We start from the raw sequence: 15049 nt of genomic DNA on the forward strand, positions 1-15049 counted from the left end.
TATGAACTTTGATCATCAGGATAAACGTGCTTATTATGGGAACATTGCCAACTTAGAGTGTTTAATGAACGTTTTTCAGGCGATGGCCACCTTCGTTGCGGTGGTCGAAACCGGCAGCATGACGGCTGCGGCGGAGCGGTGCGGCATCTCCTCGACCATGGTTGGCAACTATATCCGCCTGCTGGAGGAACGTTTGGGCAGCAGCCTGCTGCGCCGCACGACCCGCCGCCAGAACCTGACGGCCTTCGGGGCGGTCTATTTCGAAAAATGCCGTGAAATACTCAGCCTTCTGGATGAAGCGGACCGGATGGCAGAGGCCGCGCAGACCCTTCCCGGCGGCACCCTGCGGGTGACGGCCCCCGTCACCTACGGCACGGAAAGCCTGACGCCCTGCCTTGCGGATTATCTGCTGCAGCACCCGAGCGTGGATGTCGATCTGGTGCTGACGGAACGAAGCGTCGATCTGACAGAGGAAAAGTTCGACGCGGCCATCCGCTTGGGCACGCCCGAGCCCTCCACGCTGGTCTGCCGGCGGCTGGGGGAATACAGGATGACGCTGTGCGCCTCGCCGGATTATCTGGCGCGACGCGGCGAGCCGTTTACGCCCGACCAGCTTCCGGCCCACGACGCACTGGCGTTTCCCTATCCCGCGAGCTCACCCATGCACTGGGGCCGGCGAGAATGGCGCCTGGAGGGACCGAAGGGAAAGGTGGCGATCGAGATGCGGAGCCGTGCCGTCATGAACAATACGCAGGCGCTGCGCAAAGCCACGGTCGCCGGCATGGGCATCGCCATGCTGCCCGCCGACCTCGTGCGGGACGACGTGCGAACCGGCCGGCTGAGATCGCTGCTGCCCGAATACGTCCTGCCATCGCGGCCGGTCTATATCTTGTACCACAAGGATCGTTACAGCTCCCCGACGCTGCGGTCGTTCGTGAATTTCGTGGTCGCGTCCCTGGGAGGCGTGTCCACGCAGATGCGATGACATCCGGTTCGCATGGTGCACAAGGCAGGCGGTATGTCCTGACGGCCGTGATCGGCAATGTGGTGGAATATTACGATCTCGTCATTTATTCCTATTTTTCCGCTTCCATCGCCCGGATTTTCTTTCCATCCCATCTTTCGTTTTCGCAGATCGGCCTGGCGCTGGCGACATTCGGCTTCACCCTGCTGGCGCGCCCGGTCGGGGCCTACGTGCTGGGCGGCTACGCCGACCGGAAGGGGCGCCTGCCGGGCCTGACCGCCTGCATGGCCCTGATGGCGGCGGGGGGCGTTCTGATCGCCCTGTGTCCGGATTACGAGTCGATCGGATATGCGGCGCCCTGCCTCATCGTCTTCGCCCGTCTGCTGCAGGGGTTTTCGCTTGGGGGCGAGTTCGGGGTCGCAACCTCCTTCCTGATCGAACACGCGCCGCATCATGAAGCGAAGCGCGCGAGCTGGCAGGCGGTCGGACAGATTTCCGCCTCGCTGTGCGCGTGCTGCGTCGTATTGACGCTGAGCGGTCTCATGACTTCGGACGCTTATGCGGCGTATGGCTTCCGCATTGCGGCGATGCTCGGGTCTCTCGGAGGGCTCGTGGGGCTGGCGCTTCGCTATTCGCTCGGCCGGCGCGACCATCTGCCCGTGGCCCGGCCTTCCCCGGCGGAAGAACGCACATGGCTGCGCATTCTGCTGGTCATGGGGATGGTGAGCCTTGGAAGCGGTATCACCTACCTGGGGTTCTACATGCCCCATTATGCCCAGAGCGTCTTCCATGTCTCGGTGCGTGCAACGTACTGGGCCGCGTTCGCCACCTATGCCGGGCAACTGGTTCTGACGCCGCTGCGCTGGCGCCTGGCCGCGTATTTCGACCGGACGAAGCGGATATACCCGATGCTGCTGTCCTGTCTGGGGCTGATGATTCTGCCGGTTCTGCTGGTGGAATGGGTGCCGTGGACCCCGGCTCTGGTACTCTGTGCGCCCCTGGTGCTGAATGTTCTGGGGCTTTTCTATTTCGCCTCGCTCGACGGCTACATGGGCCTCCTGTTCGGCTCGGCGCACCGGGGGCGAGGTCTGTCGGTCGGCTATTCCCTTGGCGTGGCGCTGTTCGGGGGGATGGCCCCCATGCTGAACGGCGCCGTCATCAACCTTACGGGTCTTCAGGGGGTGCCGGGATATTATGTCCTGGCGACGGCACTCCTTGCCGCCATATCCGTGGGCATGGGAAGGCGTTTCCTGAAAAAAGACGTGGCGTCTTCGGTGGATGCCGATCGGTCGGCTATCTGATCCATAGCCAGTTCAGGTGCTTTTTTTGACAAAGCATAACATTATCAATTCCAGGTTGATAATGTTCCCATGATTGAGCCATTTATCTCCTGCAAAAATATTCATAATGGTCCCGAAGCGTTTTTTTGGATCTTGCAGGAATGTGGGTGGCGATGTCTCTCCAGAGGGCTTTCTTTTTTCCGGGCGGCAGCTGTGAAAGCGGCGTGGTGCGTTCGGTCTTGCGTAAGAGACATCTCGTAGCGGCAACGATGCTGGGCACTCTCGTGATGGGCGATCTGGCGTATGCCCAGCCTCAGTCGCCCGTGCCGGTGAAGGCAAAGAGCCAGTCGTCGGACCGCCAGGGACGGAAGGCGCCAGTGGCCGGTCACGTCGCTGAAAATGACGAATCCATCAGCGTTTATGCGGATCGGACCAAGGCGCCGGGCGGTGGCATGATGCGTGTCGAGACGGCCGCGCGTTCCATCCAGTCGGTGACCGAGAGCTATATCTCGATGCAAAGCCCGACCAGCGCGCCGCTGGACCTGGTCAGCAACCTGCCCAGCGTCAACGTGTCGTCGTCCGACCCCAGTGGAATCGATGGGGGCGCGATCAGCAGCCGTGGCCTGAACGACAATGATATCGGCTTCCTGATGAATGGCATGCCGATCGCCAATGGTTCCACCGCCTCCGCCTCCAGCTTTATCCAGAACTATATCGACAGCCAGAACATCTCGGTGGAATCCATGTCGCCGGGTTCCATTTCGGTGGAAGATCCGCTGACCTCTGCCGCGGCCGGCGCGCTGTCGATCACGACGCGTACGCCGTCCAACAAATTCGGCGGCACGATCTCGGGCAGCTACGGTTCGTTCAACACGTCCCGCGAATTCGTTCGGGTGGATACCGGCCTGCTGGGCAATTCCGGGGTCAAGAGCTATATCTCGCTGTCGCATACGCGCGCCGACGCATGGCGCGGTTCAGGTGTGAGCGACCGCAAGCATCTGGATTTCCGGGCACAAAAAACCATCGGCGCGCGGAGCTCGATCGATTTTTTCCTGGGCTACAACCACTATACCTCGTACCTGAACCGGTACCCGACGCTGGTCAGTTTCGAGAACGACAAGCACGGCCGTCCGGTCGCGACGCCGCTCAGCTACCCGGCGGAGTTCAATCCGCTGTCGCCCAGCAGCTATTATGCGCTGCGCGGCACGGACAAGGATCAGTTCTACGCATCCCTGCCGATCAAGATGGCGCTGAACCACATCTTCAGCCTTGACGTGGTGCCTTATTACCAGCGTGCCATGATCACGCTCAACAGTGCCTCTCGCCTGACGGAAGGATCGACCTACTCCGGCACGCAGGCGCAGGTGATCGACCTGAACGGCGATGGCCGCATTCGGACGTCCACGCGCTTCGACGTCGGGACGGCCGCGATGTCCGTGAACCAGCAGGGCGGCGTCGTCGCCAGCCTGCACTGGCACCTGAAGGATAACGCGGGTCAGGTCGGCTACTGGCACGAGGAGAACACATATTCTCTGCGCACGCCCATGGTGCCCCTGGACCAGACCACCGGCGCGGTGCCGTCTACGGACAAGTCGGCCTATTATCGCGATCCGTCGGGAAGCATCTATTATTCGACCAATTATGTCGGCAGCTACAGCCTGAATGCCGGTTTCCTGGAAGACACGGCATATTTCCTGAACCACAGGATGAGCCTGACGGGCGGCATCAAGGTCACGTCCATGACGCTGACAGGGACCGACTATCTGCCGGGCGGTCTTGGCCGTTCGTCCCAGACGCTGGTGTCGCCCACGCCGCGTCTGTCCTGGTCGTATAACATCGACAGCCGCAATCAGGTCTACATCAATGCCGAGGGCGATTTCCGGGCGCCGTCTCCGGTCGGTCTCATCACGCGCTACAGCACCTCTACAGGCAAGATGACGACCTCGGGCGCGAATGTGAAGCCGCAGTATTCCATCAAGGAAGAACTGGGCTATCGCTATTCCGGCGATTTCCTGGTGGCGGATATCAGCGCCTTCAACTTCAACGTGACCAACCGTCTGCTGACGCTCAACACCTACAGCAACGATGTGCAGGTCAGCCAGACGATGAATGCCGGTGGAGAGACGATCCGTGGCGTGGACGTCATGCTCTCGACGCGCCCGCTGCTGAAGCGTTTCCGCCCGTATGTCTCGTTCGAATATCTGCATGCCACCATGGACAACAACCTGCCGACGACCACGGTCGACGGCGGCATGGATTACCTGCGGACCCAGGGCAAGCGCCCGATCATGACGCCGAAATACATGGCGAGCGTCGGCCTGACCTATAACGAAGGGCCGTTCTTCCTGAACGCCACCCTGCATTACACGGGCCAGCAATATTCGACATTCATGAACGACCAGGCAATGCCCTCTTACTTCACGAATTCCATCGCGCTGGGCTATCACTTCCCAACCATGTGGATCGCGAAATCTCCGACGTTCCGCCTCAACTTCTCCAACGTGACGGGGCAGAACAAGCTGGGGGGTGTCTATGCCTTCTCCAACAATGCAAAATCGACAGTGGGCGTGAACGGCCATGCCATCGCCGCGGATTCCGCGCCGACATACTCCCCGATGCCGCCCTTCTCGATGATGGGAACGCTTTCGACGTCCTTCTGACGCTGAAAGCTGACGGTGGAACCGGCCGGCTCGCGAGAGCCGGCCGTTTTTTTGTCTGACCTTATGGTGGGGGCGGCATGTCGCCCGCGGCTTCGGTTCGTGACGCCACGCCCGCCAGGTTGATCGCCGAGGCCGGGTTCATGCTGTCGATCATCGCGGTCGGGATCAGGATGGTGGAGCCGCGTTCCTTGGTGGTTTCGTAGATGATGTTCATCGCGCGAAGCTGGAGCGCCGCCGGATGGTCCGCATAGCTGTCCGCCGCCGCCACGAACAGGTTGGCGACCTCGGCTTCGGCCGAGCCGAGGATGATGCGGGCCTGCTTTTCGCGTTCCGCCTGGGCCTGGCGCGACATGGCGTCCTGAAGGGCGACGGGTATGGCGACGTCGCGCACTTCGACCGATATCACCGCCACGCCCCAGGTGGCCGTCTTGGCGCCGATTTCCGCCCTGAGCCGTTCGTTCGATGCCGTACGGTCCGACAGCAGGGTCGCCAGCAGGGAGGATCCGATGGTCTCGCGCAGCGAGGTCTGCGCCACCCGGTCGATCGCTTCGCGATAATTGGTGATCTTCAGCGCGGCGGACTGCGCGTCGTCCACATGCCAGAAGATCACGGCGTCCACATTGACCGGCACCGTATCCCGCGTCAGCGCCTGTTCGGCATTGAACCCCGTCGTCTGGATGCGCTCGTCGATGATGGCTACGATGCGGTCGATGACGGGAATGATGAAGAACAGGCCGGGGCCGCGAACGCCCTGCAGCTTTCCCGCGCGCAGCACCACGAATTTCTGCCATGTGTTGGCCATCTTCAGGGACAGGGCGACCAGGACGGCCGCGCCCAGGAATGGCAATGCATAAATCGGGGTGAATCTGCCGCCTTCGGGCGCCATCACGCCGCCGGCCCAAAGGCCGGCAAGAATCAGGGCCGCCACGATTACCAGTGTGATCGGGTTCATTGCCGTTGCTTCCGGCCATGGAGCCGCATGAAGGCGTCGCCAGAGGATCGGATGGTCGTCATCGCGATTACGGACGGGAGGGTAACGTCGGCGTCCGGCGCAGGTTCCGTCAGGCCGGGTCGTCCGATGGGGCAGGCGCAAGCGCCCCGCCTTCGTCCGGGAAGGGGCGCGTGGTCCGGCCGGTCTCGGGGAGAAGGCTGCCGAACAGCGGCACGCCGACCTCCAGGGGAACGCGTCGCAGGTCGTCGCTTTCGAGGACAAGGCAGCCCCCCTGCCGCACCGGGGCTCGGGCGAGCTTCAATTTGGCAGCGGCGTTGATCAACGTCCGAAAGCGGTCGAAGGACCGCTGGCGCGACAGCGACGTCGAAGGAAGGGTCAGCCCGGCCGCGGCCTCCAGCGCCTCGCCCGAGACCATGCAGCCGACGCGGCGGCTGCCATCCTGGACCTCGAAACGTATGAAGTGGTCGTCAGGCGCCTGGTTCGCGTTCCGTGAATTGGTCATCGCCGTTCCCCTGATGAAAATAAGTGTGCCCGTCGTGTCGTTTTTGAAACCGACAATGTGAAAAGGCGTCTTATTCGTCGGGAGTCGCGGGGCGTTCCTGGGTCATGAAGCGTTCCTGTGTCAGTGACGGATGAACGCCGATCCATACAGGGCAGGTCTGGGCATGTTGTGGCCGATGGCAATCAGCAGACACAGTCAGTGTTATCACGGACAGGGCGGAGATGGGAATTTTTATAAAAACGACAATCGAAAAATTGAAGCCGTGTCCCTGGTTGGGACGGATTCAGGAAAAATGACCGCGGAAGAGCCTGCCCGATCCGCGTCGGGCCTGGGATCGTGTCACCGACCCCCGAGGGGTGGGCGGAACGGAACGCCCGCCATGGCCCCTCCATGACGCAACCTCCCTCTCAGGACGACGATCCGGAACAGCCCAGCCCGGTCGTCGGGACTAGTCGCCCCAACCTGCTCAAGGTGCTGGGGCCCGGCCTGATCACCGGCGCGTCGGACGACGACCCCAGCGGCATCGCCACCTATTCGCAGGTCGGGGCGCGGTACGGCTATGCCATGGGCTGGACGATGGTGATATCCTATCCGCTGATGGTGGCGATCCAGATCATCAGCGCGCGCATCGGCCGTACGACCGGGCACGGCATCGCCGGCATCCTGCGGCTGCATTACCCGACCTGGCTGCTGGCAGCGGTGGTGATGATGCTGCTGGCGGCCAACATCATCAATCTGGGGGCCGACCTGGGGGCGATGGCCGATGCGCTGACGCTGCTGCTGCCGGCGCCGCACGTGCTGTATGTGGTGTTGATGGCGGTGATCTGCATCTCGATGCAGCTTTTCCTTGAATATACGCGCTATGTCGCGGTGCTGAAGTGGCTGACGCTGGCCCTGTTCGCCTATTTCGGCACGCTGGCGATCGTGCATGTGGACTGGGCCGCGTGCGCATGGGGCCTGGTCTGGCCCGGCTGGCCGTGGGACCGCGACATGATCGTGGCGGTGGTGGCGGTGCTGGGCACCACCATCAGCCCCTACCTGTTCTTCTGGCAGGCGTCCGAGGAGGTGGAGGACATGCATGTCTACCCTCAGCGCACCGACCTGTACGACGCGCCGTCGCAGGGGCGGCGCGCGCTGCATCGCATCGAGATCGACACGCTGGTGGGTATGGGGTTCTCGAACCTGGTGGCGCTGGCGATCATCATAACCACGGCGGCCACCCTGCACCCCAGCGGGATTTTGAAGATCGAAACCTCGGCGCAGGCCGCCGAGGCGCTGCGCCCGCTGGCGGGCCGCCTGGCGTCCGGGATCTTCACGCTGGGTATCGTCGGCACCGGCCTGCTGGCGGTTCCGGTACTGGCCGGATCGGCCGCCTACGCGGTGGGCGAGATGCGGCGCTGGCCCATGGGCCTCGCCCGCCGGCCCAAGGAGGCGCAGGCCTTCTACGCCGTGCTGGTCATCGCGACCCTGATCGGCATGATCCTGAATTTCACCCCGATCAATCCGATCCGGGCCTTGTACTGGAGCGCCGTGATCAACGGCGTGACGTCGGTGCCGGTCATGATGGTGATGATGCTGCTGGCCTCGCGACGCGACATCATGGGGCCGTTCGCGGTCCGGGGGACGTTGCGGGTGCTGGGCTGGCTGGCGACCGGGGTGATGGCGGCCATCGTCGTCGCGATGTTCGTCACGCTGTGACCACGCCGGTTACGTCATGCGGCGGGCCAGCAGACGGGTGATGGCGGGCATGGCCAGCAGCACGACCACGAAGCGCACCATCTGCATGCCCATGACGAAGGGCACGTCCACGTGGCTGGAAAACGCGATGATGGCCACCGAATCCGCGCCGCCCGGACTGGTGGCCAGATAGGCGGTCAGCGGGTCGACATGGGCCAGACGGACCAGCAGGGCGGCCAGTCCGCCGCACAGGGCGATCAGCACAGCGATGGCGCCCAGCACGCGCGGGGTGGCGCGGGCAGCGTGCAGCAGGATGGCGCGGGTGAAGCGCAGCCCGATGCTCCAGCCCACCAGGGTGTAGGATGCGGCCAGCAGCCAGGGCGGCAGGGTCAGTGAGATCGCGCCCGTATCCTGCAAAAGCGTGCCCAGAACCAGCGGGACCAGCAGCGGCCCGGCCGGGATGGGCAGCCGGCGCGCCAGCACCACGCCGCCGGCGACCAGTGCCAGCGTTTCGCCGAACGGCAGAAGGGGCAGCGGCGGAAACCAGTCGATGGCGGGCGGGTGGCCGCCGCCGGTCGTCCACAGCCGCGCCACCAGCGACGCGCACAGCGCCACGCACATGACGCGCAGATACTGCATGAATGCGACCAGCCGGATATCCGCGCCGAACGCCCCGGCCATCAGCACCATGACGCTGGCCGCCCCGGGGGACGAACCCCACAGCGCCGTCGTGCCCGGCAGCACCTGCCAGCGCGCCAGCAGCCAGCCCAGCACGGTGCTGACCAGCATGACCGAGACCACGCCGCCCAGAAACAGCGGCCAGTCCCGCACCATTTCATGCAGGATCGCGGGTTGCAGGCTGCGGGCGATCATGCAGCCGATGACGCCCTGCGCCAGCATGAAGGGCCAAGGCGGCACCCGCACCGTGCCTTCCAGCACCGCCAGCGCGATGGCGGCCCCCATCGGGCCCAGCAGCAGCGCCGCGGGGATATGCAGCCCCTCCAGCGCCAGGACCAGCACGGCCGACAGTGCCAGCAGCACGGCCCACTGCGTGGTCATCGGCCATGCGGCAGGTGGCCGGCCGGGGGCGGAAGGCCGGGTCATGGCGCCGGTCAGGCGACGGCCAGCGTGACCGACGCCGCGTCCGTCACCCGGGACAGGCGGGGAAAGATATGGCGGATCGCCATGTCGTGCAGGTCGGACGACCGGCTCGCACAGGCGTCCTCGGCCACCACCACGTCATAGCCCAGTTCCCAGGCGTGGCGCAGGGTGGATTCCACGCCGAAATTGGTGGCGACGCCGCCCAGCACGATGGTGCGGATTCCCCGCCGGCGCAGTTGCAGGTCCAGTTCGGTACCGTAAAAGGCGCCCCACTGGCGTTTGGTGACCACGATATCGGTGGGCTGTGCCAGCCCCTCGGCCAGGGTGCTCCAGTCCGGCCGCAGGCTGTCCAGCGCGGCGCGCGACGTCGGGGCATCGACGTTCTGGGGCGGGGCGTCGCCGAAATCGGCCGAGAACGCGACGCGGACCAGCACCACGGGGGCGCCGGCCTGGCGGAAGCGCGCGGCAAGCCGGCGGCTGGTCTCCAGCACCTCGTCCCCCGAACGCGGGGCGAGCGGCAGGCCCGTGATGCCGTTCTGCAGGTCGATCAGGACAAGGGCGGTGGTGCGCGGGTCGAGGGTGGGCATCGTCACGCCTCCATGACAGGGAATGTGAAACATGATATGCGAGGATTGGCTCGCAAATGGATAATTGAGGATGTCCTCGCAAAAAGCAATATCGCCGGAGGCACCGGCCGAACCGGTCGCCCCGAAGCGCCAGCGCGGGCGGCTGCGTGTGGCCGCCATCCTGGCGGCGGCGTCCGACACGTTTCAGGACAAGGGGTTCGACGGCGCGACGATGACCGAGATCGCCGCGCGGTCCGGCACCGCCATCGGCTCGCTCTATCGCTTTTTTCCCACCAAGGACGTCCTGGCCGATGCGCTGCTGGGCGCGTATTTCGGGCGTCTGAACGAGCGGCTGGACCACATCGCGGCCCAGGTCCGGCAGATGGAGCCGGGGGCACTGGCCGATGCGCTGGTCGACATGGCGCTGGACCTGCTGGCGGAGCGTGCGGCGGCCCTGATCCTGGTCGAGGCCCGGCGCAACGGCCCCTATCGGCGCGGGACCCTGCGGGACTTCATGCGGGGCCGCATCTGCGACATCCTGCGCGAGGTGATGCCCGGCCTGCCACCGGCGCGCGCCGCGACGGTCGCGACCCTGCTGCTGCACCTGCTGAAGACGGTGCCCGCCCTGGCGGAGGAGGAACGGACCACCGGCGCGCCGGTACTGGCCGAACTGCGCCGGACGGCGCGGCTGTATATCGGCGACGCCGCGCGCTGACGCCCGGGTTCAGGAGGTCAGGGGTTCAGGGTGTCAGGCCGACGGCCGCCATGACCAGATGCATGGCGCCGGCGAAGACCCCCATGGCGGCCACGCCGGCCAGCCAGAGGGCGACCATCCACCCAAGCTGGGTGCGCGGCCGGAAAGGGATGCGCATCAGTGATATCCTTCCCCATGACGGACCTTGCCGCGGAACACGTAATAGGCCCAGGCCGTGTAGATCAGGATGAACGGGATCACGAACAATGCCCCCACCAGCGCGAAGCCCATGCTTTCCGGGGGGGCCGCCGCATCGCGCAGCGACAGGGCGGGCGGGATGATGTTCGGCCACAGGCTGATCCCCAGCCCGACATAGCCCAGCAGCATAAGGCCCAGCGACATCAGGAACGGCACGGCATGATTGCCCTGGGCGTTGCCGACGCTGCGCAGCAGCACGAAGGCGATCGCGATCACCAGCAGCGGCACCGCGGCCAGGATCGCCATGTTGGGCATGGTGAACCAGCGGTCGGCGATGGCCTGGTGCAGCAGGGGCGTCCAGATGCTGACGATGGCGATGCAGGCCAGCAGGGCCAGCGTCAGCGGTTTCGCCAGGGTGCGCATCCGGTCATGCAGCGCGCCCTCGGTCTTGAATATCAGCCATGTCGCGCCCAGCAGCGCATAGGCCGCCAGCAGCGCCACGCCGGTGAACAGGCTGAAGGGCGAAACCCAGTCGAATGCGCCCCCGTCGTAGGACGGGCCGGTGACCTGCAGGCCGTTGATCAGCCCGCCCAGCACCCAGCCCTGGCAGAGGGTGGCCAGGATCGACCCGCCGGCGAACGCCTTGTCCCAGAAAGGACGATGGGCCTCGTCCGCCTTGAAGCGGAATTCGAAGGCGACGCCACGGAAGATCAAGCCGCCCAGCATCAGCAGCAGCGGAATGTAGAATGCGCTGAGGACGACGGAATAGACGATCGGAAACGCCGCCATCAATCCGGCGCCGCCCAGCGCCAGCCAGGTCTCGTTCCCGTCCCACACCGGGGCGATGGTGTTGATCATCGTGTCCCGTTCCGTCCGGTCGGGGATGAACGGGAACAGCAGGCCGATGCCCAGGTCGAAGCCGTCCATCACGACATACATCAGCACCCCGAAGGCAATGATGATCGCCCAGACCAGCGGAAGATCGATACCCATGTCTCTGGTTCCTTGGGGCTGAAGGTTACAGGTCGCCGAGATTCGGCGCGGCGGACATCGGGCGGGCAGGGCGCTCGTCGGGGCGCAAATCGTGGTCGTGGCCGGACAGGGCCTCGGGCGGCTTGGTGGCCAGGCGCAGCATGTACAGGACGCCGGTGCCGAAGATGCACACATACAGCACGACGAAGGTCAGCAGCGACGCCGTCAGCACCGGGACCGAATGGTTCGACACCGCGTCGCGGGTCCGCAGCACGCCATAGACCACCCAGGGCTGGCGGCCGATTTCGGTAGTGAACCAGCCGGCCAGGATGGCGATCAGCCCCGCCGGCCCCATGACCAGCGCGAAAGTCAGCAGCGGCCGGAAATCGTACAGCCGCCCGCGCCAACGCGCGAAGGCCGCGACCACGCCCAGCAGCAGCATCGCGACGCCCAGCCCGACCATGACGCGGAACGTCCAGAAGACGATGGTGGAATTGGGTCGGTCCTCGGCCGGGAAATCCTTCAGGGCCGGGATCTTGCCGTTCCAGGAATGGGTCAGGATCAGGCTGCCCACATGCGGCACGGCGATCTGGTAGCGGGTTTTTTCGGCCGCCATGTCGGGCAGGCCGAACAGGATCAGCGGCACCTGGTCCTCGTCATTGTCCCAATGGCCTTCGATGGCCGCGATCTTGGCGGGCTGGTGTTCCAGCGTGTTCAGCCCGTGCTGGTCGCCGGCCTCGATCTGGATCGGGGCGACGATCAGGATCATCCACATCGCCATGGACATCATGCGCTTGACGGCGGGTGTGCGTTCGCCGCGCAGCAGGTGCCACGCCGCTGTGGCGCCGACGAACAGCGCCGTCGCCAGGAAGGCGGCCAGCACCATATGCGTGAAGCGGTAGGGAACCGAGGGGTTGAAGACGATCTGCAGCCAGTCGACCGGGATCACCCGCCCATCGACGATCCTGTATCCTACCGGCGTCTGCATCCAGCTGTTCGACACCAGGATCCAGGTGGCGGAAATCAGCGTGCCCAGCGCGACCATGGCGGTGGCAAACAGGTGCAGCCCCTTGCCCACCTTGTCCCAGCCGAACAGGGCGACACCCAGGAACCCGGCCTCGAGAAAGAAGGCCGTCAGGACTTCATAGGTCAGCAGAGGGCCGGTCACGGTGCCCGCCCGGGCTGAAAAATAGCTCCAGTTCGTGCCGAATTCGTAGGCCATCACCAGGCCGGACACCACGCCCATGGCGAAATTGACCGCGAAGATCTGCGACCAGTAGCGGCAGAGCTGAAGATAGACCGGGTCCTTTTTCCACAGCCACAGCGCCTCGAGAAACGTCATGTAGCTGGCCAGGCCGATGGTGATGGCCGGAAAGATGATGTGGAAGGAAACCGTGAAGCCGAACTGGATGCGCGCCAGTTCCAATGCGCTCAGGCCGAACATGATGGTGCCTCCTTGCCGCGGGCCGGATGTCGGGATGGCGTGCCAGGCAATGCCGGAACAATATCCATACAAAATGAAAACAACGAACCCATATGTCCGCAAAATGTATGGGTCAAGAGGAGGCATGCGAACCCCCGTCGCCTTGTGGAACGTGGCGGAACCGCAGGGGATGCCTCGCCGGGCGCGGATTTCCCATATCGCCGCCCGGATGAGGGTGACTGCGGCGCAGGGACGCGGCAGCGGGCACCGTCCGACATGGGCGGGTTGTGTGCAGGGTATGGCTGGATTGGGCGGGAATTAGGGTAATTGTATGGATGTGCTGATGAATTGTCAGTATCACGGCCGTGCAACAGACCCCGAGAACCGAATGTCCGCCGCTGACCTGATGCCTGGCTGGAAGCAGTATATCGACCGCAATGCCGGCCCCCTCTACCTGTCGATCGTCGAGGCGCTGGCGGAGTCCATCCGCCGGGACGAAATCCACGAGGGCGACCGGCTGCCGCCGCAGCGGGCGCTGGCCAAGGCGCTGGGCACGGACCTTACGACCGTCACCCGCGCCTTCGCCGAGGCCCGGCGGCGCGGCCTGATCGAGGCGACGGTCGGGCGGGGGACGTTCGTGCGCGTGGGCGCGACCGAGACGCGCTGGCGCAATGCCGGACGCGCGGTGGTCGACCTGACCATGAACCTGCCGCCGATCCCCGAGAACCCGTCGCTGCAGCAGCTGATCCAGAACGACATCAGCCGCATCCTGCGCCGGCAGGACCTGCATGCCCTGCTGTCCTATCGCGTGACCGGCGGTACCAGCGAGGAACGGCAACTGGCCGCCGACTGGATGAAGCCGATGCTGGGCGTGCGGCCGGCGGACGAGATCCTGGTGGTGCCCGGGGCGCAGAGCGCGATGAGCGCCGTGGTCTCGACCCTGGCGGCGCCGGGCGACGTGATCGTGACCGACCGCTTCACCTATCCGGGTATCCGCACCCTGGCGGCCCAGTTCGGGCTGTTGCTGGCCGGGGTGGACAGCGACCATGAGGGGATGGTGCCCGACCTGCTGGACCGGGCGTGCCGCCAGCATCGGCCGCGCCTGATCTATTGCACGCCCACCATCCAGAACCCGACCACCGCCACCATGTCGCTGGCGCGGCGCGAAGCGATCCTGGCGGTCGCGAAGGCCCATAACGTGCAGATCCTGGAGGACGACCCCTACAGCCTGCTGCTGGACCAGCCGCCGCCGGCGCTGGCGGCGCTGGACCCGTCGCGCGTCTTCTACGTCTCGACCCTGGCGAAGGTGCTGTCGCCCGGCCTGCGGCTGGCGTTCCTGGTCGCCCCGCAGGACGCGGTCCAGCGCATGAGTTCGGCCGTCCGGGCGATTTCCCTGACCTGTTCGGGCCTGATGACCAGCCTGGTCGCGCGCTGGATGCAGGACGGCCAGGCGCAGGCGATCGTGCAGGCCATCCGCACGGAACTGCGCCTGCGCCAGACGGCGGCGCGCGCGATTTTGGGGGAGGGGCATTGCATGCACCCTGACGGCCCGCATGTCTGGCTGAAACTGCCGGACTGGTGGGGCAGCGTCGATTTCGTGTCCTACGCGCGCCGCCAGGGGCTGGGGCTGGTGCCCAGCACCGTCTTCACCGTCGAGGGCGAGCCCGCGCAGCGTGTGCGGATCGCGCTGGGCAGCGCCGCCACCCTCGACAGTCTGGAGGTGTCGCTGCATGGCGTCGTCTCGGTGCTGCAGCACAAGCGGTCGCCGGGTTACACCGACATCGTGTGACCGGCATGCTTTAGGGCTGTTCGCCCATGCACCGACAATATGGACATTATTCGTTTTTTCGCATCGGCGGAAAAAGTCCGCGTTTTCGGTCGCTTGGGGGTGTCTGGCCGGCATTGCATGGGGACGGCCGAGGAAATGTCGGGGGATGAATGGCGGCGTTCCGTCCGGCATGGGGAAATTGTATGGTTTTGTATGTAATTGCGTCTGGATGTGACCCTTGAGGATTGTCGTTATTGTATGTCACGACTCTGCCTGTCAGTTCACACGGTCA

Annotated in this window: 13 protein-coding genes; 6 read left to right on the top strand and 7 right to left on the bottom strand. The window is 65.0% G+C overall.

The features are described from left to right. Positions 1-82 precede the first annotated feature (82 nt). The 3 genes from HLH34_RS00720 to HLH34_RS00730 all read left to right on the top strand — a co-directional run bounded on the left by HLH34_RS00720 (position 83) and on the right by HLH34_RS00730 (position 4904). Entirely contained in the window at positions 83-985 is a 903-nt protein-coding gene (locus HLH34_RS00720; protein WP_240161310.1) for a LysR family transcriptional regulator, read from the top strand. Beyond that, positions 982-2265, top strand: a complete 1284-nt coding sequence (locus tag HLH34_RS00725; protein ID WP_183117669.1) for an MFS transporter — start codon at positions 982-984, stop codon at positions 2263-2265. Before HLH34_RS00720 ends, HLH34_RS00725 begins: the two co-directional genes overlap by 4 nt. A 248-nt stretch (positions 2266-2513) precedes the next feature. Beyond that, positions 2514-4904: a TonB-dependent receptor gene (locus HLH34_RS00730; protein ID WP_183117670.1), complete on the top strand. Its 2391-nt coding sequence runs from the start codon at positions 2514-2516 to the stop codon at positions 4902-4904. A gap of 61 nt (positions 4905-4965) precedes the next feature. Here HLH34_RS00730 and HLH34_RS00735 read toward each other — a convergent pair whose 3' ends face one another. Next, positions 4966-5856 carry a slipin family protein gene (locus HLH34_RS00735; protein WP_183117671.1) on the bottom strand — a complete coding sequence of 297 codons (891 nt, stop codon included), beginning with the start codon at positions 5854-5856 and terminating at the stop codon, positions 4966-4968. A 109-nt stretch (positions 5857-5965) separates the two neighbouring features. After that, entirely contained in the window at positions 5966-6358 is a 393-nt protein-coding gene (locus HLH34_RS00740) for a DUF1488 family protein (RefSeq protein WP_183117672.1), read from the bottom strand. Between the two features lie 390 nt (positions 6359-6748). On the opposite strand from HLH34_RS00740, the gene HLH34_RS00745 reads away from it, so the two are divergent. Further along, positions 6749-8056 carry an NRAMP family divalent metal transporter gene (locus HLH34_RS00745; RefSeq protein ID WP_183117673.1) on the top strand — a complete coding sequence of 436 codons (1308 nt, stop codon included), beginning with the start codon at positions 6749-6751 and terminating at the stop codon, positions 8054-8056. 9 nt (positions 8057-8065) lie between these two features. Here HLH34_RS00745 and HLH34_RS00750 read toward each other — a convergent pair whose 3' ends face one another. Both HLH34_RS00750 and HLH34_RS00755 read right to left on the bottom strand, forming a co-directional pair. After that, entirely contained in the window at positions 8066-9094 is a 1029-nt protein-coding gene (locus HLH34_RS00750; protein ID WP_244959532.1) for an AbrB family transcriptional regulator, read from the bottom strand. Between the two features lie 53 nt (positions 9095-9147). Continuing rightward, on the bottom strand, positions 9148-9723 hold the full coding sequence (locus HLH34_RS00755) for a hydrolase (protein WP_183117675.1): 576 nt from the start codon (positions 9721-9723) through the stop codon (positions 9148-9150). A gap of 70 nt (positions 9724-9793) precedes the next feature. On the opposite strand from HLH34_RS00755, the gene HLH34_RS00760 reads away from it, so the two are divergent. Continuing rightward, positions 9794-10417: a TetR/AcrR family transcriptional regulator gene (locus HLH34_RS00760; protein WP_183117676.1), complete on the top strand. Its 624-nt coding sequence runs from the start codon at positions 9794-9796 to the stop codon at positions 10415-10417. Between the two features lie 25 nt (positions 10418-10442). Here HLH34_RS00760 and HLH34_RS00765 read toward each other — a convergent pair whose 3' ends face one another. The 3 genes from HLH34_RS00765 to HLH34_RS00775 are packed head-to-tail and all read right to left on the bottom strand — an operon-like array spanning position 10443 to position 13010. Next, entirely contained in the window at positions 10443-10574 is a 132-nt protein-coding gene (locus tag HLH34_RS00765; protein WP_183117677.1) for a DUF2474 family protein, read from the bottom strand. Next, a complete protein-coding gene (cydB, locus tag HLH34_RS00770) occupies positions 10574-11587 on the bottom strand; it encodes a cytochrome d ubiquinol oxidase subunit II (RefSeq protein ID WP_183117678.1) in 1014 nt (337 codons plus the stop codon). Before cydB ends, HLH34_RS00765 begins: the two co-directional genes overlap by 1 nt. Positions 11588-11612: 25 nt before the next feature. Further along, positions 11613-13010, bottom strand: a complete 1398-nt coding sequence (locus tag HLH34_RS00775) for a cytochrome ubiquinol oxidase subunit I (protein WP_183117679.1) — start codon at positions 13008-13010, stop codon at positions 11613-11615. Positions 13011-13377: 367 nt separating this feature from the next. Here HLH34_RS00775 and HLH34_RS00780 point away from each other — a divergent pair, with 367 nt between their 5' ends. Continuing rightward, the gene (locus tag HLH34_RS00780) at positions 13378-14778 is read left to right on the top strand and encodes an aminotransferase-like domain-containing protein (protein ID WP_183117680.1); all 1401 of its coding nucleotides are present in this window, start codon (positions 13378-13380) and stop codon (positions 14776-14778) included. Positions 14779-15049 lie beyond the last annotated feature (271 nt).

This window comes from Gluconacetobacter azotocaptans, assembly GCF_014174355.1.
GTDB lineage: Bacteria > Pseudomonadota > Alphaproteobacteria > Acetobacterales > Acetobacteraceae > Gluconacetobacter > Gluconacetobacter azotocaptans.

Coding starts and splice junctions, on each gene's coding strand:
- HLH34_RS00765 (WP_183117677.1), bottom strand. CDS start 10,574: ATGCGCATCCCTTTCCGGCCGCGCACCCAGCTTGGGTGGATGGTCGCC.
- HLH34_RS00745 (WP_183117673.1), top strand. CDS start 6,749: ATGACGCAACCTCCCTCTCAGGACGACGATCCGGAACAGCCCAGCCCG.
- HLH34_RS00760 (WP_183117676.1), top strand. CDS start 9,794: ATGTCCTCGCAAAAAGCAATATCGCCGGAGGCACCGGCCGAACCGGTC.
- HLH34_RS00725 (WP_183117669.1), top strand. CDS start 982: ATGACATCCGGTTCGCATGGTGCACAAGGCAGGCGGTATGTCCTGACG.
- HLH34_RS00775 (WP_183117679.1), bottom strand. CDS start 13,010: ATGTTCGGCCTGAGCGCATTGGAACTGGCGCGCATCCAGTTCGGCTTC.
- HLH34_RS00740 (WP_183117672.1), bottom strand. CDS start 6,358: ATGACCAATTCACGGAACGCGAACCAGGCGCCTGACGACCACTTCATA.
- HLH34_RS00730 (WP_183117670.1), top strand. CDS start 2,514: ATGCTGGGCACTCTCGTGATGGGCGATCTGGCGTATGCCCAGCCTCAG.
- HLH34_RS00755 (WP_183117675.1), bottom strand. CDS start 9,723: ATGCCCACCCTCGACCCGCGCACCACCGCCCTTGTCCTGATCGACCTG.
- HLH34_RS00750 (WP_244959532.1), bottom strand. CDS start 9,094: ATGACCACGCAGTGGGCCGTGCTGCTGGCACTGTCGGCCGTGCTGGTC.
- HLH34_RS00735 (WP_183117671.1), bottom strand. CDS start 5,856: ATGAACCCGATCACACTGGTAATCGTGGCGGCCCTGATTCTTGCCGGC.
- HLH34_RS00720 (WP_240161310.1), top strand. CDS start 83: ATGGCCACCTTCGTTGCGGTGGTCGAAACCGGCAGCATGACGGCTGCG.
- HLH34_RS00780 (WP_183117680.1), top strand. CDS start 13,378: ATGTCCGCCGCTGACCTGATGCCTGGCTGGAAGCAGTATATCGACCGC.
- cydB (WP_183117678.1), bottom strand. CDS start 11,587: ATGGGTATCGATCTTCCGCTGGTCTGGGCGATCATCATTGCCTTCGGG.